Genomic DNA, 17,617 nt, shown 5'->3' with positions numbered 1-17,617 from the left:
TTGAAAATGGAACGCAAGCTACAAAGTTCCAAAGGCAATTAAGAAACTGCTAATTTAGTTAGTTCTGAAGGGGATACCGATCCTCGAGGAGGACTGAAGGGTGTCGTGGTGACGTCGGACGTCCGCATCGAAGCGTGAAATTATCGGTAGGCTGCCGGCGCGATCGGCCTGGCGAGAAGCAGTCGCTGAGGCATAACCCGTTGACCGCATTGCCTGCTCCCGGACTTGCCTGTTGAAGCAGCACTACGGGTGACCTGAGCGTGCGGGCCGACCGCTTCGACGCATGTCAGACATGGCTCATGGAACATGGTCGCCGAGCCCGGCCGAGTATCGCGCTTGTAGGCCGCCGAGCGTCCTGGCCGGAACCTATCGTACCGGCCGGGCCTTAGCTGGTCCGGCCGGTACGATACAACACTTGCTGGTGCTGGCCAGACGAGGGCGGCCGTCAAGCGGCCGGCCGGATGTTTTGGTTCACCCGGAAGAGGTTGTTCGGGTCGTATTTCTTCTTTAGCGAGGCCAGGCGCTCGTAGTTATCGCCATAAGCCGCCTTGAGCCTTCCCTCGCCCTCGTCATCCATCATGAAGTTCAGATAGGCGCCACCCAGATCGAACGGATGCACGGCCTCCCAGTAGGCCTTGGTCCAGCGCGTCACCGGCCCCGCTTTCTGTGGGTCCGGATCGATCCCGGCGATGACCATCGACCAGGTCGCATCACGGTAATTCCAGGGTGTCTCGTCTTTGCCGACGCGATGGACCGCGCCGTCGATCGGATAGAGATGCATGAGCGATAGCTCGCTCGGTGTTTTCGCCGCCTGCTCGAGATGAGCGTCGATCGCCTCGTCGGACAGCGTCTTGACAAAATCGCCCCGCCAATACCACTGCATCCCCTTCGGGTAGAGCCCATCGAACATGCTCTGCACCGCGGGATAGGGCATCATTCCCATCCAATTGAACCAGGGCGCGGGGAGCGCATCGAGTAGCGGAGCCAGCGCCTCTCTGCCCTTTTCCTCCGGGCCGTTGTAGCAACACATCAGCAGACACATCCGCTTTCCCCAAAACTCTTCCGGGAACGGTGCGCTCGACAGGATCGTCTTGAGCCCGAGGAAGATCCCGAGTTCCTCGGGCGCGCGCGGCAGGAACTCGCGATAATGCTGCATGATGGTGCGGGCCTGGCGCTGATCCCATGCGATCGGCCCCGCAAAGACCATGCTGACCTGGTGGAGCTTGAACACAAAGCTGGTGACGACGCCGAAATTGCCGCCGCCGCCGCGAAGCGCCCAGAACAGGCTAGGGTTCCGCTCCTTGCTGGCGGTGACGAAGCTGCCGTCGGCAAGCACGACATCGGCCTCGACCAGATTGTCGATGGTCAGGCCATATTTGCGCGTCAGATAGCCATGGCCGCCGCTCAGCGTCAGTCCGGCGACCCCGGTGGTCGAGATGATGCCCGCCGGTACGGCCAGGCCAAAGGCATGGGTTGCGTGGTCGAGGTCGCCCTGAGTGCAGCCCGGACCCACCCGCGCCGTACGGGCATCCGGATCGACACGCACGCCGTTCATCGCCGACAGGTCGATCACCAGACCGTCGTCGCAACTCCCCAATCCTGGTCCGTTATGGCCGCCGCCACGTACCGCAACCAGCAAATTGTTGTCGCGGCCGAAATTCACCGCTGTGATCACGTCGGCCACGTCCACACAGCGGGCGATGATCAGCGGCCGCTTGTCGATCATGCCGTTGTAGAGCTTGCGGGCCTCATCATAGCGGGCGTCGCCGGTCCGGATGACTTCGCCCCGCAGGCTTGCTGCGAATTTGGTGATGTCTTCATCGTGCATGACATTCCTCCCTGTTATTGGACCTGTCGGCCGGTCGATGAAACGCTAATCCCGTCCGCTGTTCCCGCAAATGTCACATCGTCCATTTCTGTTGCCCGATCGTTCAGAGTAGGATTAGACCGGATGGGTAGTTGCTCGGGCGGCTGTATTGCCGGATAGTTCGAGATGCCTGGCCGAAAAACTCGTTGTCAAAGGGAGTAGCCGATCGTTTCCGGAGGTGTAGTGCATGGATGTCCTTTCCGATGTGCTCCGAGCCGTTCGCCTCACCGGTGCGATCTATTTCGACGTCGACGCCAGCTCTCCCTGGGTCGGCGAGTCGCCGGGCACGGCCGACATTGCCGCCGCCATCATGCCGGAGGCAGAGCACATCATTTCTTTTCATGCCGTGATGTCGGGCTCGTGCTGGGCCGCGCTGGCAGACGATTCGGTGCCCCCGGTGCTCGTGAACGCCGGCGATGTCGTTGTCTTCCCCGGTGGTGTTCCGAACGTCTTGAGCTCTTCGCCCGGAGCGCGGGGCGAACCCAATATGGCGATGTATTATCGGCCGATTGACGAGAGCCTGCCGTTCGCGGTGATCCATGGTGGCGGGGGAGACGAGCGGACCCGGTTCATTTGCGGGTATCTTGGCTGCGATGCACGTCCCTTCAATCCTCTCCTCGCTGCATTGCCGGCCATCCTGTGTGCCCGCAAGCCCGCCGATGGAAGCAGCTGGGTTATCGACCTGTTTCGGCTGGCGCTGGCCGAAGGTGGCAGTGGGCGGGCGGGCGGTGAAACGATCCTCGCCAAGCTGAGCGAGCTGATGTTTGTCGAGATCATCCGCCGCCATCTCGAGACCCTCCCCGGCGATTCGCGCGGCTGGCTGTCAGGCCTACGGGATCCACATGTCGGCGAGGCGCTCCGGCTCATCCACGCTCGCCCCAGGGAGGAATGGACATTGGACCGGCTCGCCCGCGAAGTAGGGCTCTCGCGCACGGCGTTTGCGAGCCGCTTTACCCACTATGTCGAGGTCTCGCCGATGCACTATCTTGCTCGCTGGCGTCTGCAACTGGCGGGACGTTTGCTCGAACGGCCCGAAATGAGCATTGCGCAAGCGGGTGCCGAGGTCGGCTACGAGTCGGGAGCCGCCTTCAATCGCGCCTTCAAAAAGTTCGTCGGCATTCCACCTGGCACCTGGCGAAAGGGACGGTCGGCGTTGCTCGAGGCTCAAAGATTGCCCGCTGGCGTCGTGCAATAGGAAAGAACTGGCCGGGCGTTGACGCTGCGGTCTGCGTGCCGCGTCCCAATGCTCGAAAGCCCCCTGGCACAAAGCGGTCGACGATGACCGGCCGCCTCGGCGCGCTAGGGCGAGGCGTTTCAGGCTTCGCGCCTCAATCCTTCGCGCGCTCGACATACGCGCCATCCGCCGTCATCACCACCACGCGGGTGCCGGCGCTGATGTGTGGTGGCACCAGGGTACGCACGCCGTTGGACAGCGTTGCCGGCTTGTAGGACGAGGACGCCGTCTGGCCCTTGGTCACCGGCTCGGTCTCGACCACCTCGAAAGTGGCGCGCTGCGGCAGTACCAGCGAGATGGCGATGCTGTTGTATTGCGAGATCTGCACCGGCATGCCTTCCACCAGGTAGGGCGCCATGTCGCCGACCACGCTCTCCGGCACCGCCACCTGGTCGTAGCTCTCCGGGTTCATGAAATGAAAGCCTTCGCCGTCCTGGTAGAGGAAAGTGTGCTCGCGCTCCTCGACATAGGCGCGCTCGACCTGCTCGGTGGTGCGGTAACGCTCGGAAACTTTAACCCCGTCGGAGATACGCCGCATGTCGAGCTGGGTGACCGGCGTACCCTTGCCAGGATGAATGTTTTCGGCAAAGAGGATCACATAAAGCTTGCCGTCCTTTTCGACGACGTTGCCTTTGCGTAAGGAGCTGGCGATGACCTTCACGGGTTTCCATCCTGATAAAATTTGTTGGCGCAAATCGGCTGGAGAGGCCGTTGGGTGCGGCCTAGCGCATCTTGGCCGCAATCGCCAGCCCTCTGTGCAATTCGCCTGAAGCCGATGACCGCCGCTTCGCCATGGTGGACGCCGCATGTCCATGCCGACCGCCGGCCGCGGCTGATCCTGCGCAACGCCATTGCCGCCGGCATGCGCGACTGGTTCGCCCGCCGTGACTTCGTGGAGGTGGAGACATCGGCCCTGCAGATCTCGCCCGGCAATGAAGCGCATCTGTCGGCCTTTGCCACCGAGGCGATCGGGCCGGACGGGCAGCGCCAGCCGCTCTACCTCCACACTTCGCCGGAATTCGCCTGCAAGAAGCTGCTTGCCGCCGGCGAGGAGCGCATCTTCAGCCTCGCTGCTGTGTGGCGCAACCGTGAGCGCGGCCCCTTGCACCATCCGGAGTTCACCATGCTCGAATGGTACCGCGTCGGCGAGGCCTATGAGAGCCTGATGCGCGATTGCGCCGAGCTCGTCGCGCTGGCGGCCGAACGGGCGGGCGCAAAGCGTTTTAGCTTCCGCGGCCGCGAGGCCGACCCGTTCGCCGAGCCGGAACGGTTGAGCGTCGCCGAAGCCTTCATGCGCCATGCCGGCATCGATCTGCTGGCGACTGTGGCAGCCGATGGCAGCACCGACCGCGCGGGGTTGCATGCCGCCCTGGTCCAGGCCGGATTGCGGACCGCGCCCGACGACAATTGGGCCGACCTGTTCAGCCGGGTGATGGTCGAAAAAATCGAACCGGCGCTGGGGCAGGGGCGCGCCACCATTCTTTTCGGATATCCGATCTCGGAGGCGGCATTGGCCAGGCCGAGCGCCGACGATCCACGCACCGCCGAGCGTTTTGAGCTTTATTGCTGCGGCGTCGAGCTTGCCAACGCCTTTGGCGAGTTGATCGATCCGGCCGAGCAGCGCCGGCGCTTTGCCGCCGAAATGGACGAAAAGCAGCGTGTCTATGGCGAACGCTATCCGATCGACGAGGATTTCCTCGCCGCCCTCGCCATCACGCCGCAAGCGAGCGGCGCGGCGCTCGGCTTCGACCGGCTGGTGATGCTCGCCACCGGCGCGCTCAGGATCGACGACGTGATCTGGACGCCGGTGGCCGCTTCCTGAGGGATTGTCGATCTCGCCATTGCCGCTCACCTGCCTGACACTGGCAGCCCTGTTCAGGCGCTTGATGCCCCCGCTTTGCGCCTTCTCCCATTGCAGAAGCTGCATCGGGACAATAGATGGTGCAGCAGCGGCTGCCCTTCAGCCGGCCGGAAATAACAGGATTATGCGCATGACCGATACGCTCGACGCAGCGAAACTGACCGACCGCGTCGCGGCCCTGGTCGAGGCTGCCAAACGGGCCGGCGCCGATGCCGCCGATGCGGTTGCAGTACGCGGCCGCTCAACCGGTGTGTCGGTGCGGCTTGGCAAGGTCGAAGGCACAGAGGCGTCCGAGAGCGAGGACGTCTCGTTGCGCGTCTTCGTCGGCAGACGGGTGGCGAGCGTTTCGGCAACGGCGGCATCCGACCCCAATATGCTGGCTGAGCGCGCCGTCGCCATGGCCAAAGTGTCGCCCGAAGATCCCTATCAGGGTCTCGCCGATCCGGCCTTGCTGGTCAAAAAGCCGCGCGATCTCGATCTGTTCGACGCCACCGAGGTATCGGCGGACCAGTTGAAGGAAGCAGCCCTTGCCGCCGAGGCGGCGGCGCTTGCCGTCAAGGGCGTCACCAATTCGGCCGGCAGCGGCGCCAGCGCCGGGCTCGGCGGCCTTGTGCTCGCCACTTCGCATGGGTTTGTCGGCCATTATGTCGCGTCGCGCTTTTCGCGCTCGACCAGCGTCATCGCCGGCGAGGGCACCGGCATGGAGCGCGATTACGAATTCTCCTCGCGCCAGCATTTTTCCGATCTCGACGCGCCGGAAGACATCGGCCGCAAGGCCGGTGAGCGCGCCGTACGCCGCATTGGCGCGCGCAAGGCGGCGACCGGGCCGGTCGACGTGGTGTTCGATCCGCGCGTCGCGCGCGGCATTGCCGGCCATCTCGCCGGTGCCATCAATGGCGCCGCGGTGGCGCGCAAGACCAGCTTTCTGCGCGACATGATGGGCAAGAAGGTGGCTTCGGCCGCAATCACCGTCACCGACGAGCCGCTCCGGCGCCGCGGCCAGGCCTCGCGCCCCTTCGACGGCGAAGGCGTCGAGGGCGAGAAATTGTTCATGGTCGACAAGGGCGTGCTCAACCACTGGTTCCTGTCGACCTCGGCGGCGCGGGAACTCGGCCTCGTCACCAATGGGCGCGGCTCGCGCAGCGGCTCGTCGGTCTCGCCATCGTCGACCAATCTCGCCATCGAGCCCGGGGAAAACACGCCGGAAGAGCTGATCAAGTCGCTCGAGACCGGCTTCTACGTCACCGAAGTGTTCGGCCAGGGGGTCGACATGGTGACGGGCGAATATAGCCGCGGCGCTTCCGGCTTCTGGATAGAGAATGGCGAGCTGGCCTATCCCGTTGCCGAGGTGACCATCGCCTCCAATTTGAAGACGATGTTCCTCAACATGGTTCCGGCGAGCGATCTCGACCGCAATTTCGGCACTGCCGCACCCACGCTTTTGATCGAAGGGATGACCCTTGCCGGAGCTTGATCCGGCCGTCTCGGCCGGCGCTACTGAAGACCTGCAGCTGCTGCGCGACGCTGCCCGCGAGGCGGGGCTCATCGCCATGCAGTACTTCAACAACAATCCGCAAGTGTGGATGAAGGGCGGCACCTCGCCGGTCAGCGAAGCTGATCACGCCGCCGACAAATATCTGCGCGAGACCTTGCTGGCGGCCCGGCCGGACTATGGCTGGTTGTCGGAGGAAACCGTCGACGACCCGGTAAGGCTTGTCGCGCGCCGCACCTTCGTCGTCGATCCGATCGACGGCACGCGCGGCTTCCTCGAAGGCCTGCCCACATGGTGCGTCAGCGTCGCGGTGGTCGAGAACGGCCGCACGCTTGCCGGCGTGCTCGACTGCCCGGCGAAGGGCGAAATCTATTGGGCGCTGCCGGGCGAGGGCGCATTCCTGAATGGCAAGCGCATCGGCGTGCGTCCGCCGTCGGAAACGGCCGAAATCGCCGGACCGAAGGCGATGATCGACCTGATGCCGGCGAAATGGCACAAACGGCTGAAGCGCGTGCCCTATATTCCTTCGCTCGCCTACCGGTTGGCGATGATCGCCGGCGGCCAGCTCGATGCCACCTTCGTCAAGGCCAACGCGCATGACTGGGACATCGCCGCGGCCGACCTCATCCTGCGCGAGGCAGGTGGCGCCGTGCTCGATCGGCACGGCCGCGCGCCGCTCTATGCCGGCGAAGTGATCCGCCACGGCGCGCTTGCCGCCGGCAGCGGCGAACTCCTCGCCGTGCTCGCCGGCGTCATCGCCGGGCTGGACCATTGAACGTTATCAATGGTTCCAAAGTCGGCGGCTTTGGTCTAGACCTGTCCCAAACTCACGATATGTGAAGGATCGACATGGCCGCTGAAGACGGAAAGAAACAGCTATTGCACCTGGTGTTCGGCGGCGAACTCAAGAAGCTGGGCGGCACCGAATTCCGCGACCTCGACGCGCTCGACATCGTCGGCATCTATCCGGATTACCAATCGGCGCACGCCATCTGGAAGGCCAAGGCACAAGCCAGCGTCGACAATGCCCATATGCGCTATTTCGTCGTTCACCTGCACCGCCTGCTCGACCCCGAAAACAAGGCTGCCGGTTGACATCGATGAACCATGAAGCGGTCAAGCGATCAGCCCCGCGGTCGGCGGTCAGACGTCGCAAGCCGAAGACATTCTGGCGCAAGATCCGCGAACCGCTGGCGCAGTCGCGATTCGTCAAGAATGCGCTTGCCGCGCTGTTTGCGTATTTCGTCCGCCTTGTCCGCCTGACCAACCGCATGGTCGACGGATCGGCGAAGTTTTCCGGCGGCGCCTATGCGCAGCTCGAGCCCGGCATCATCGCGCTCTGGCACGGCCAGCATCTGCTGACGCCGGCCTATTATCCCAAGGGACGGCCACTGGTTGCCATGGTGTCGCGCAGCGCCGATGCCGAGCTCAACGCGCTGATGGTCGAGAAATTCGGCATCGAGGCGGTGCGCGGCTCTGGCGGGCGCGAAAGCGCAAGGCATCTCGACAAGGGCGGCGCCAAGGCGCTCATCGCCCTCAAAAAGTCGCTCGCCACCGGCAAGAATGTCGCCATGATTGCTGATATTCCCCACGGCACGCCGCGCGATGCGGGGCTCGGCGTCGTCCTCCTGGCGCGGCTGTCCGGCCGGCCGATCCTGCCTGCCGCGATTGCCACCAGCCGCCGCAAGGTGATCGAGGGCAGCTGGGACAAGACGACGATCAACTTGCCCTTCGGCCGCTCCTCGATTGTCGTCGGCACGCCTGTCTTCGTGCCGGCCAACGCAGACGCCGCGGAAATGGAACGCAAGCGCCAGGAGGTCACGGCCTCGCTCAATGCCGCGACCGCCGAGGCCTATCGCCTTGTGGACGGTTCGAAATGAGTATGCGCTGGGCGCGCGCCTTCCTGACGGCATACCGCTTCGCCGGGGCCGCCGCCTACCCGCTGGTCGGACCTTATGTCGCCTGGCGCACATCCAGAGGCAAGGAGGATCGCATTCGCCGGCGCGAGCGCTACGGCGTCGCCGGACGCGAGCGCCCCGAAGGCCCAGTGATCTGGATCCATGCAGCCAGCGTCGGCGAGACCATCGCCGTCGTGCCGCTGGTCGAGAGCATTCTCGACTACGGCGTCAACATCGTGCTGACGACGGGCACCGTCACCTCGGCGCAGGTCGCCGAAGAACGGCTGGGCGGCCGCATCATCCACCAATATGTGCCGCTCGACCTCAAGCCGGCGGTCAGCCGCTTCCTCGATCATTGGCAACCGGACCTGGCGATCATCGCCGAATCGGAGATCTGGCCGATGACCATCCTGGAACTTGGCGCCCGCCGCGTGCCGCAGGTTCTGGTCAATGGCAGGCTGTCCGACCGCTCCTTCAAATCCTGGAAGAAGCGCGCCAACATCGCCGAAGCATTGTTCGAAAATCTCGCCCATGTCGTCGCCCAGTCGGATCTCGATGGCGAGCGCTTCCTTTCGCTCGGCGCCCGGCCGGTCACCGTGTCCGGCAATCTCAAGGTCGACACCGCGCCGCCGCCGGCCGACGAACGGGCACTGGCGGCGCTGAAACGCCAGATCGGCGCTCGCCCGACCTGGGCGGCGATTTCGACCCATGACGGCGAAGAGGCGGTCGCGGCCGAAGTTCACGCCATGCTGCACAAGCGGCACCACGGGCTTTTGACGATCATCGTGCCGCGCCATCCCGAACGCGCCGGGCAGCTGGCCGCCCAGATTTCCGGCATGGGCCTGAAGCTGGCGCAGCGCAGCAAGGGCGACAGGATCACCGCCGATACCGATATTCTGCTCGGCGACACGATCGGCGAGATGGGGCTTTATCTGAGGCTGACGGAAATTGCCTTTGTCGGCCGTTCGCTGACTTCCGAGGGCGGCCAAAACCCGCTGGAACCGGCCATGCTGGAGACAGCGGTGCTTGCCGGCCGCAACGTCCAGAATTTTCGCGAGGCCTATCAGCGCCTGCTCGACAGTGGCGGCGCCAAGCTGGTGCGCGACCGCGATATGCTGGCCGGCGCCGTCAATTTCCTTTTGACCAACGAGGTGGCTCGTCACGAAATGATGGCGGCGGGTGCGGCGACCGTCGACGAGATGCGCGGTGCGCTGGCACATACGCTCAGGTCGCTCGAGCCCTATATCCAGCCGCTGGTTGTCAAGTCGCGCCTGAAGGGCGCGAACGGGCGCTGACGTGACCTCGGAAGCGCCGCCCTTCTGGTGGGAAGAGCCGGACTGGCGGGTCATGGCGCTGTCACCGCTTTCCGCCATCTATGCGCTTATCGCCGGTCGCCGCATGCGGCACGCGCCGCGCGAAAAAGTCGAGGCGCCGGTGCTCTGCATCGGCAACTTCACGGTCGGCGGCACCGGCAAGACGCCAGTGGCGATCGCATTGGCCGAGCAGGCCCGGCGCATGCAGCTCAATCCGGGTTTCCTGTCGCGCGGCCATGGCGGCTCCTTCGCGCAGCCACATATCGTCGATCCGCACCATGACGCCGCCAAGCATGTCGGCGACGAGCCGCTGCTTCTGGCCGAACATGCGCCGGTCGCGGTGACGCCGAACCGGGCCGCCGGCGCCAGGCTTCTGCTGGAGAAGCTCGGCTGCGATTTCCTGATCATGGATGACGGTTTTCAGAGCGCGCGCATCCACATCGATTATGCGCTGGTCGTCGTCGACGCGCGCCATGGCATCGGCAATGGCCGCGTCATCCCCGGCGGACCGCTACGGGCGAACATCGTCGACCAGCTGGTCTTCACCAGCGGCTTGCTGAAGATGGGCGAGGGCACCGCGGCCGATACGGTCGTGCGCCAGGCAGCGCGCGCCGGCAGGCCGATCTTCGAGGCGCACACCGCCCCGAGCAGCACGGTGACGCTGGCCGGCAGGCGGTTCCTGGCGTTCGCCGGCATCGGCCATCCCGACAAGTTTTTCGACACCGTAGCCGAGGCCGGCGGCGAGCTTGCGCTGACCCGACCGTTTCCTGACCATCATTTCTACAGCGCGGACGAGCTTGCCGAATTGGCGGCGACGGCACGTAAAGCCGGGCTTGGCCTGATTACCACTGCCAAGGATGCTGCCCGCCTGCGTCACGGCGCAGCGCCGCCGGAATTCCTCGACCGGCTCGATGTGCTGGAGATCGACACCGTCTTCGAGCTCGACCATGTGCCGCAACGCATCATCGACGAAACGCTGGATGCCTGGCGGCAGCGCAGGCTTAAAGGCTGACCGGCAGCTTGAGACCGAGGCGATGTGGGGACTGGAATTTGCATCTTTCCGCGGGTCGAGTGTATTTTGTTCTTGCTTTGTGCCGGCAGCTATGCTAGTAATTTAGGTATGGTGATGATTCGCCGACGACCCGCCCTCGAGCCCCGAGGCGGGTTTTTTATTTCAAGATAACTTCTAAGGTTTCGGTGTCGCTGGCTTGACGTTGCCGGCAGGAGACGGCGCGCGAAGGATCGCAACGGGGCGACTTGCATTTGCGTCAGACTACCGTCGGCGGCGCAGTTCCGGATGCGCTTCGATCTCGCGGCGCAATGATGCAGCGGCATTCAGATAGGGTTCCTGCCTGGCGACACTCCAATATTTGAGCTCGTCGAGCGGGATGCTCTCGCCGGTCACCGCACAGCGAACGAAGGCGCCGGGGCTGGTCACCTGGAAGTCGCCGTCGAGATAGCGGATGCGGGCTTCCTTGCCGCCGGGGCCTTCGAAACGGTTCATCATGGGGTGGAGCCGAAATTCATGACGATGTCATCGCCACAAATTGCGGCGAGGTCAAGCTTGGTTGGCCTTGCCTGGTTCTGTTTCTGGTGACACTTGCTCGAACAAGCCGGCAAAGCGGATGCCAATGCATGTCGCGCAAAAGTGTGCAGCGGTTTTGCGATAACGACATGCATAAACACAAGAACCTGAAGCGCGTCGCATGAGGCCGGTCGAACGCGACGCGCTTCAGGCATCTCATTCTTCGGCGATGATAAACTCTTCGATCCTCTCCGCTGGCAGCCCGGCCTGGACTGCGATGCGACGAGCAAGTTCGGCTGCCGCGGCGCGCGGCCGCCCCAGCGGCCGGTCGAGCCAGTAGGATATCGGACTGAGGGCACGGCGCTCGTCTACGGCGACGATGCGGCCCGATTTCAATTGGTCCACCGTCAATGGCGGACGCGCCAGCGCAATGCCGAGCCCGTGCGCGGCGGCGTCGAGCACGAGGTTGTAATCCTCGAAACGGCGGTCGTGCGGCCGCGGCCGATAGTCCATCTCCTGCGCCGCAAACCAGGCGCGCCACGCCGAAGCGTCGGAATCGTTGATCACCGGAAATTCGAGCAGCCGGGCCGGATCGCCGCGGCCGATCTCCCTGGCTAATTCCGGCGAGGCGACCGGGAACACATATTCTTCGAAAAGCTGCACCGAGATCCGGCCCGGAATGCGGCCGCGCCCGCAGCGGATCGACAGGTCGATGCCCTCGTCGGCAAGATCGCCCTGGCGGATGTCGACGTCGAGCACGATGCGCAGCTTGGACGGGTGGTTCTCCAGCGCCGCCATGCGCGGCATCAACCACAGCCCGCTGACCGAGGGGATCGAGGTCAGCCGCACCACCGCCGTGCCGCGCGGCTCGACCCAGCGATCCGAATTGCTGGCGATCAGGGCGAAGGCTTCGGTGGTGCGCAGATGCAGGCGATTGCCCTCGACGGTCAGCGAGACGCCGCGCGCGCCGCGATCGAAGACTTTCAGCCCGAGCCAGTTCTCGAGCTTGGCGATCTGCCTGCTGACGGCGCCATGGGTGATGTTGAGCTTCTCGGCCGCCGCCGAAAAGCTGCCTGCCCGCGCCGCGGCATCGAAGGCGCGCAGGGTTTCAAGCGGCAGCATCGAGTCTGAGCTGTGATCCATAGTCACAGGTGATACTCGATTTGTTCGTTTGTCAATCGACGCGCAATAGCGTTTCTCTACTTCATGGCATTGGATCGCGAGGACACCGAGATGAGCGTCTATACCGGCACGTTGAATACGACACAGCGTATGGATGCCACAGCTGCCATCGCGGTGGCGCTGACGGTGGTCGGCTGGGCTTCGGCCTTTCCGGCGATCCGCGCCGGCCTTGCCGCCTTCGGGCCGCTGGAACTTGGCGCGTTGCGCTTTGCCATCGCCGCGGTTCCGGCGGCGATCTTTCTCGCGGTCAAGCGGCCGGCTCTGCCCAGGCTCGACGAACTCTGGCGCTTTGTCTTCGGTGGTGCCGTCTTCGTCGCGCTCTACACTGTGATGCTCAATTTCGGCGAGCTGACCGTTTCGGCAGGTGCGGCCGGCTTCATCATCAATATCAGCCCGATCTTCACTGCGATCATGGCCATGGCGCTGCTCGGCGAACGCTTCTCAGGCCTGGCCTGGGCCGGCACATTCCTGTCCTTCGCCGGTATCGGCATCATCGCCATGGGCGAGGGGCAAGGCTTGCATTTCAACAATGGTGCGCTGCTTGTCCTCGGCTCGGCGCTGTGCTCGGCCGTCAACACCATCGTTCAGAAGCCGCTGTTTGGTCGCCACCACCCGCTGACCATCTCGGCCTCGAACATGGTGCTTGGCGCGCTCTGCCTGTCGCCATTCCTGCCGAGCGGTCTGGCGCAGGCAGCGGTCGCCGATACCGCCGGGCTCGGCGCCGTCATCTTTCTCGGCATCGTGCCCAGCCTCATCGCCTACGCTGCCTGGGCAACAGCACTTTCCCGACTGCCCGCGGCGCGTGCCTCGAACTTCCTCTATCTGGTGTCGCCGGTGGCGACGCTGATCGGCTTCTTCTGGCTTGGCGAGGTGCCGACGCTGTTCGGCATCCTCGGCGGCGCACTGGCGCTCGGCGGCGTTATCGTGGTGAATTTGAAGAGATGATTCAGATAATTGAAGCTTTTTCCCGACTCAAACCATGAGCCGTTACTGACGACCATTGCGATGCAGACATGAGCCAGGCCGGCGTCTATGTTGATTGCGTTTGCGAAGCATGGCGAGGGGTCGACATGGGAATGCAGTTTATCTCCGCAATTTTTTTCTTGTTGCTGTTCAGCCAAAATGCCGTCGCGGGTTGGTATCAGATCGAAAACTACGAAGGTTTCATTCGGCCTAACCCAGTCCATCTGTCGCTGCAGAGGAATGACAGTTTCGGCAGCGGGATTACGGTCGAGGGGAGCTATTTCTACGACGCGAAGCAAAGCCCGATAGAAGTGTACGGCAAGATCAACGGCACCAGCGTATCCCTTTGCGAGATTGCGGACGACAAGGAATTCGACCGGGTGCTGGTCATGGGTTCGAAAACGCCCGTCGACACCAGTGGATGCCCATTTTCTCTCGACATTGGTGAAAGCGGCGCAACAGGAACCTGGAGCAAGGGTGCGGACAAACATCCCGTCACGCTCAAGAAAGTTGCGAGCCTGGACGATACCGGCGACGGGAAGATTGACGGAACCGTTGAGATCCCGTTCTGGGCGCAGACCGACACCGACAGGTTTTCAGGCATCTACGCGAAAACCGAAGCCGGAATTTGCATGCGAAAATTGCAAGTCATCGGCAAGCGAAGCAAGAAAGTCTATCAAGAGATCGAGTTCGATGACGACAATTGCGACGCGGGAATGCTGATGACGCCAATCTACATGAATGTTCAAAAACAGACGGAAAAAATCGCCGAGATCATTTCAGTAAACTTTCGTGGCGGCGGCGCTGGCTATACAATGGACTATGTTTTCTCTCTTAAAACTAAGAAGTATCATCAATTGGCGAATTGAGCGGGTGCCTCGCTTGGCGTTGCCCAGGTAATGCTTACCGTCGCCCGAACAGCCTCTCGATATCCGCCAGCTTGAGTTCGATGTAGGTCGGGCGGCCGTGGTTGCAGGTGCCGGAGCCGGGCGTCGCCTCCATCTGGCGCAGCAGAGCGTTCATCTCTTCCGGTTTGAGCAGGCGGCCGGAACGTACCGAGCCGTGGCAGGCCATGGTCGCGGCTATCCTGTCCAGCCGCTCCTTCAGCGTGCCGACCGTGTCATTGTCGGCGATCTCGTCGGCGAGGTCGCGCACCAGCTGCTGGACGTTGGTCTCGCCGAGCATCGACGGCGTCTCGCGCACCGCAACGGCGCCTGGGCCGAAGCGCTCGATGCCGAGGCCGAAGCGGGCCAGCGTCTCGGAGTGCATGGCAAGCCGCTCGGCGTCTTCCTCCGGCAGGTCGACAATCTCGGGCAGCAGCAGCATCTGCGACGGCACCGCGCGTGAGTGGAGGGCGTTCTTCAAGGCCTCGTAAACCAGTCGCTCATGCGCCGCATGCTGGTCGACGATGACAAGCGAATCCCTGGTCTGGGCGACGATGTAGTTCTCATGCACTTGCGCGCGCGCCGCGCCCAATGCCGTGCCGAGCAGCGTCTCTGCCGCCTGATCCTGTCCGGCGCGCGCGTCGGCACTGTGCAGTGGGCCGGCGTCGAAGGCCGCCTGCTCGTCCTCGCCGAAGCCGCCATTTGCAGAGCCCATATCGAGCGGCCGCTGCGGCGAACGGGCAGGGTCGAAACCCGCAAAGCCCGACGCCCGATAGGCGGCCTCGTAACTGCGGTGACCGTTGGCCGGGCCGCCATGCGCATAGGATGCGGCGCCCGGCCGGAACGCTGCCATCATGCCGGCGGCACCGGTGGTGGCGGCGCGGATCCCGGCATGGGCCAGTGCTTCGCGGATGGCGCCGACGATCAGGCCGCGCACCAGCCCCGGATCGCGGAAGCGCACGTCGGCCTTGGCCGGATGGACGTTGACGTCGACGATCGCCGGATCGAGCGTCAGGAACAGCACGGTGACGGCATGGCGGTCGCGCGGCAGCACGTCGGCGAAGGCGCCGCGAATGGCGCCGGCGATCAATTTGTCACGCACCGGGCGGCCGTTGACATAGGCATATTGCTGCAGGGCGTTGGCGCGGGTGAAGGAGGGCACCGAGACATGGCCGGCGAGGTGCACGCCGTCCCGCACCGCGTCGATGGCGATCGCATTGTCGGGAAAGTCGGCGCCCATCACCTGTGCCACCCGGCGCAGCCGGCCTTCCGGGCTGTCCTCGGTCGCCGGCAGCTCCAGCGTCGAGCGGTCCGGGCCGGCCAGCGTGAAGCGCACGGCGGGAAAGGCGATGGCGATGCGCTTGACCACGTCGCCGATGGCCGAGCCTTCGGCGCGCTCACCCTTCATGAATTTGAGCCGCGCCGGCGTGGCGAAGAACAGGTCGCGCACCTCGACCGTGGTGCCGCGATTGGCCGCCGCCGGCCTGACGGCGGAGACGCGGCCGCCGTCGATGCCGATCTCGGCGGCGTTTTCACTGGACGCTGTGCGTGAGCGGATCGACAGCCGCGCCACCGAGCCGATCGACGGCAAGGCCTCGCCGCGAAAGCCGAGCGAGCGGATGTCGTGGATGTTGTCGGCGAGCTTCGAGGTGCAATGGCGCGCGATCGCCAGCGCCAGTTCCTTTTCCGGAATGCCCGAGCCGTCGTCGCTGACACGGATCAGGTTCAGCCCGCCGCCGGCGGTGACGATCTCGACACGCGTGGCGCCGGCATCGAGCGCGTTCTCGACCAGTTCCTTGACCACGCTTGCCGGACGCTCGATGACTTCGCCGGCGGCGATCTGGTTGATCATCGTTTCGGAAAGCTGGCGAATGGGCATGGCAGCACTATAGGCGGATTCGTGGTCGATGCGGGAGGGGGAGAATAGCGTTGATTGTTGCAAGGCAGGGAGACTGCTCCGTTGCGCTCCGTCCCACCCCCCTCTGGCCTGCCGGCCATCTCCCCCGCAAGGGGGGAGATCGGATGTCGCCTCGGCCTCCGCCAGTCTCCAATGTCTCAAAGGTTGGCGGGACGCATGAACCGCCAATCTCCCCCCTTGCGGGGGAGATGGCCGGCAGGCCAGAGGGGGGTGCTGTCCCGCCACGATGTAGAGATAGGAATATTGTTGAAGTGAATGGGCTTGGCCCCCAATTGACTTAGTGGATTTAGTCGGGCGAAGGCCAAAATCTGAAGCGAATGGCCGTTGGAGGCGACATTTGGACGTCATCCTAGATTACTTAATGGTAAACTTCGCTCGATGGATACAGCGTCGAAAGAGTCGTATTGCAAGAGTAATTTTGTTCACTATTTGGACGATTATTTCGATATCGCTAGCAGTTGTTCTGGTTTACCTCCTGTATATTCGAAATCTTACCATATAGATTATTGTTCAATCGTCGGGTCGTTCTCGAGGAAATCCACGCAGCTGACCGCGACCGTGCCTTCAACTCATGAGCTTGGGCAGCGCTGCCGCCAGTGCATCGACGGCAAGGCGGACTTTCATCGGCAGATGTGGCGTCTGCAGCCACAGCGCATGGGCGTCATAGAGAAACCTCGGCTGTTCCGGCAATAGCGGGACAAGTACGCCCGCCTGAATGCGCTGGCGAACCAGCCAGTATGGCAGCCAGGCGAGCCCCATGCCGGCGGCCGCGGCATCGGCGATGGCATCGAGATCGTCGAGCCGCAATCTGCCAGCGAGCCTGACCTCCGTCGCAGGCTGGCCATTGCGTGGAAACAGCCACGGCTGAACGGCACGCCCGGAACGGCGGTAGATGATCGCGTGATGGCTGCCGAGGTCATCTATCGCCTGCGGCTGGCCGTGCCTGTCGAGATAGGATGGCGACGCGCAGACGACCATGTGCTGGCGCGCGACGCGCCGCGCCATCACCCCGGCCTGGTCCTCCAGATCGCCCGTTCGGATGGCAAGGTCGCAGCCGTCCTCGGCGAGGTCGGCGAGGGCGTCGCTGAACGACAGGTCAAGTTCCAGCGCCGGATATTGCTGCGCAAGCCCGAACAGGATCGGGGCAACGCAGCGCCGGCCGAAATGCACCGGCATGAGGACGCGCAGCTTTCCGCGCGGTTCGGCAAGCTGGTCGGCGGCGAGCGCATCCGCGGCCTCTGCTTCGGCAAGCACCAGCCGGCAGCGTTCATGATAGGTGCGCCCGAAATCTGTCAGGCTTTGGCGGCGCGTGGTCCGGTTGATGAGGCGCACGCCCAGGCGCTCCTCGAGAAACCGGACATGCTTGCCGACCATCGGCCCGGACAGATCAAGAGCCGCCGCCGCGGCCGCGAACGAGCCCAGGTCGACGGCTTTGACGAACACGGCCATGCTGGTAAGGCGATCCATATTCAAAACCCAC

The 17,617-nt window shown here is 63.9% G+C and carries 16 protein-coding genes; 10 read left to right on the top strand and 6 right to left on the bottom strand.

Annotated features, from left to right (window positions below; genetic code table 11):
* Positions 1-445: 445 nt before the first annotated feature.
* A complete protein-coding gene (locus tag NKH63_RS09805; RefSeq protein WP_352481291.1) occupies positions 446-1,828 on the bottom strand; it encodes an FAD-binding oxidoreductase in 1,383 nt (460 codons plus the stop codon).
* A gap of 226 nt (positions 1,829-2,054) precedes the next feature.
* Here NKH63_RS09805 and NKH63_RS09800 point away from each other — a divergent pair, with 226 nt between their 5' ends.
* Entirely contained in the window at positions 2,055-3,062 is a 1,008-nt protein-coding gene (locus NKH63_RS09800; protein WP_352481290.1) for an AraC family transcriptional regulator, read from the top strand.
* A gap of 133 nt (positions 3,063-3,195) precedes the next feature.
* Here the strand turns inward: NKH63_RS09800 and efp are convergent, their stop codons facing one another.
* The gene (gene efp / locus NKH63_RS09795) at positions 3,196-3,762 is read right to left on the bottom strand and encodes an elongation factor P (protein WP_023717161.1); all 567 of its coding nucleotides are present in this window, start codon (positions 3,760-3,762) and stop codon (positions 3,196-3,198) included.
* 114 nt (positions 3,763-3,876) lie between these two features.
* Between efp and epmA the strand changes: the two genes are divergently transcribed.
* The 7 genes from epmA to lpxK all read left to right on the top strand — a co-directional run bounded on the left by epmA (position 3,877) and on the right by lpxK (position 10,677).
* Positions 3,877-4,923, top strand: coding sequence for an EF-P lysine aminoacylase EpmA (gene epmA / locus NKH63_RS09790; protein ID WP_023717162.1), 1,047 nt, complete (start codon positions 3,877-3,879; stop codon positions 4,921-4,923).
* Between the two features lie 169 nt (positions 4,924-5,092).
* The gene (locus NKH63_RS09785) at positions 5,093-6,436 is read left to right on the top strand and encodes a TldD/PmbA family protein (protein ID WP_023717163.1); all 1,344 of its coding nucleotides are present in this window, start codon (positions 5,093-5,095) and stop codon (positions 6,434-6,436) included.
* Positions 6,423-7,229: a 3'(2'),5'-bisphosphate nucleotidase CysQ gene (locus tag NKH63_RS09780; protein WP_352481289.1), complete on the top strand. Its 807-nt coding sequence runs from the start codon at positions 6,423-6,425 to the stop codon at positions 7,227-7,229. The genes NKH63_RS09785 and NKH63_RS09780 overlap by 14 nt, the downstream gene beginning before the upstream one ends.
* A gap of 74 nt (positions 7,230-7,303) precedes the next feature.
* Positions 7,304-7,549: a DUF4170 domain-containing protein gene (locus NKH63_RS09775; RefSeq protein ID WP_352481288.1), complete on the top strand. Its 246-nt coding sequence runs from the start codon at positions 7,304-7,306 to the stop codon at positions 7,547-7,549.
* 5 nt (positions 7,550-7,554) lie between these two features.
* Complete coding sequence (locus NKH63_RS09770) at positions 7,555-8,334, top strand: lysophospholipid acyltransferase family protein (RefSeq protein WP_023717166.1); 780 nt, start codon at positions 7,555-7,557, stop codon at positions 8,332-8,334.
* Positions 8,331-9,647 (top strand): lipid IV(A) 3-deoxy-D-manno-octulosonic acid transferase, encoded by a 1,317-nt coding sequence (gene waaA, locus NKH63_RS09765; protein ID WP_023717167.1) that lies wholly within the window; start codon positions 8,331-8,333, stop codon positions 9,645-9,647. The genes NKH63_RS09770 and waaA overlap by 4 nt, the downstream gene beginning before the upstream one ends.
* A gap of 1 nt (position 9,648) precedes the next feature.
* Positions 9,649-10,677 (top strand): tetraacyldisaccharide 4'-kinase, encoded by a 1,029-nt coding sequence (gene lpxK / locus NKH63_RS09760; RefSeq protein ID WP_352481287.1) that lies wholly within the window; start codon positions 9,649-9,651, stop codon positions 10,675-10,677.
* Positions 10,678-10,938: 261 nt separating this feature from the next.
* On the opposite strand, the gene NKH63_RS09755 is transcribed toward lpxK, so the two are convergent.
* Both NKH63_RS09755 and NKH63_RS09750 read right to left on the bottom strand, forming a co-directional pair.
* On the bottom strand, positions 10,939-11,172 hold the full coding sequence (locus NKH63_RS09755) for a DUF2093 domain-containing protein (protein ID WP_031193470.1): 234 nt from the start codon (positions 11,170-11,172) through the stop codon (positions 10,939-10,941).
* 234 nt (positions 11,173-11,406) lie between these two features.
* Positions 11,407-12,312 (bottom strand): LysR family transcriptional regulator, encoded by a 906-nt coding sequence (locus tag NKH63_RS09750; protein WP_352481286.1) that lies wholly within the window; start codon positions 12,310-12,312, stop codon positions 11,407-11,409.
* Positions 12,313-12,423: 111 nt separating this feature from the next.
* Here NKH63_RS09750 and NKH63_RS09745 point away from each other — a divergent pair, with 111 nt between their 5' ends.
* Positions 12,424-13,317 carry a DMT family transporter gene (locus NKH63_RS09745; RefSeq protein WP_352481285.1) on the top strand — a complete coding sequence of 298 codons (894 nt, stop codon included), beginning with the start codon at positions 12,424-12,426 and terminating at the stop codon, positions 13,315-13,317.
* A gap of 68 nt (positions 13,318-13,385) precedes the next feature.
* Positions 13,386-14,204, top strand: coding sequence for a hypothetical protein (locus NKH63_RS09740; protein WP_352481284.1), 819 nt, complete (start codon positions 13,386-13,388; stop codon positions 14,202-14,204).
* A gap of 34 nt (positions 14,205-14,238) precedes the next feature.
* Here NKH63_RS09740 and mutL read toward each other — a convergent pair whose 3' ends face one another.
* Positions 14,239-16,098: a DNA mismatch repair endonuclease MutL gene (gene mutL / locus NKH63_RS09735; RefSeq protein ID WP_023717172.1), complete on the bottom strand. Its 1,860-nt coding sequence runs from the start codon at positions 16,096-16,098 to the stop codon at positions 14,239-14,241.
* A gap of 603 nt (positions 16,099-16,701) precedes the next feature.
* Positions 16,702-17,604, bottom strand: a complete 903-nt coding sequence (locus NKH63_RS09730) for a LysR family transcriptional regulator (RefSeq protein WP_352481317.1) — start codon at positions 17,602-17,604, stop codon at positions 16,702-16,704.
* Positions 17,605-17,617 lie beyond the last annotated feature (13 nt).

This window comes from Mesorhizobium sp. M0960, assembly GCF_040319055.1.
Classification (GTDB): domain Bacteria; phylum Pseudomonadota; class Alphaproteobacteria; order Rhizobiales; family Rhizobiaceae; genus Mesorhizobium.
Note: the sequence above shows the minus strand (reverse complement) of the source record. Positions and strands in the feature narration are given on the sequence as shown.

Excerpts from the sequence above, each read along its gene's own strand:
- NKH63_RS09805 (WP_352481291.1), bottom strand. The coding sequence starts at position 1,828 with ATGCACGATGAAGACATCACCAAATTCGCAGCAAGCCTGCGGGGCGAA.
- NKH63_RS09800 (WP_352481290.1), top strand. The coding sequence starts at position 2,055 with ATGGATGTCCTTTCCGATGTGCTCCGAGCCGTTCGCCTCACCGGTGCG.
- epmA (WP_023717162.1), top strand. The coding sequence starts at position 3,877 with ATGACCGCCGCTTCGCCATGGTGGACGCCGCATGTCCATGCCGACCGC.
- NKH63_RS09785 (WP_023717163.1), top strand. The coding sequence starts at position 5,093 with ATGACCGATACGCTCGACGCAGCGAAACTGACCGACCGCGTCGCGGCC.
- NKH63_RS09775 (WP_352481288.1), top strand. The coding sequence starts at position 7,304 with ATGGCCGCTGAAGACGGAAAGAAACAGCTATTGCACCTGGTGTTCGGC.
- NKH63_RS09770 (WP_023717166.1), top strand. The coding sequence starts at position 7,555 with ATGAACCATGAAGCGGTCAAGCGATCAGCCCCGCGGTCGGCGGTCAGA.
- waaA (WP_023717167.1), top strand. The coding sequence starts at position 8,331 with ATGAGTATGCGCTGGGCGCGCGCCTTCCTGACGGCATACCGCTTCGCC.
- NKH63_RS09755 (WP_031193470.1), bottom strand. The coding sequence starts at position 11,172 with ATGATGAACCGTTTCGAAGGCCCCGGCGGCAAGGAAGCCCGCATCCGC.
- NKH63_RS09750 (WP_352481286.1), bottom strand. The coding sequence starts at position 12,312 with ATGCTGCCGCTTGAAACCCTGCGCGCCTTCGATGCCGCGGCGCGGGCA.
- NKH63_RS09745 (WP_352481285.1), top strand. The coding sequence starts at position 12,424 with ATGAGCGTCTATACCGGCACGTTGAATACGACACAGCGTATGGATGCC.
- NKH63_RS09740 (WP_352481284.1), top strand. The coding sequence starts at position 13,386 with ATGAGCCAGGCCGGCGTCTATGTTGATTGCGTTTGCGAAGCATGGCGA.
- mutL (WP_023717172.1), bottom strand. The coding sequence starts at position 16,098 with ATGCCCATTCGCCAGCTTTCCGAAACGATGATCAACCAGATCGCCGCC.
- NKH63_RS09730 (WP_352481317.1), bottom strand. The coding sequence starts at position 17,604 with ATGGATCGCCTTACCAGCATGGCCGTGTTCGTCAAAGCCGTCGACCTG.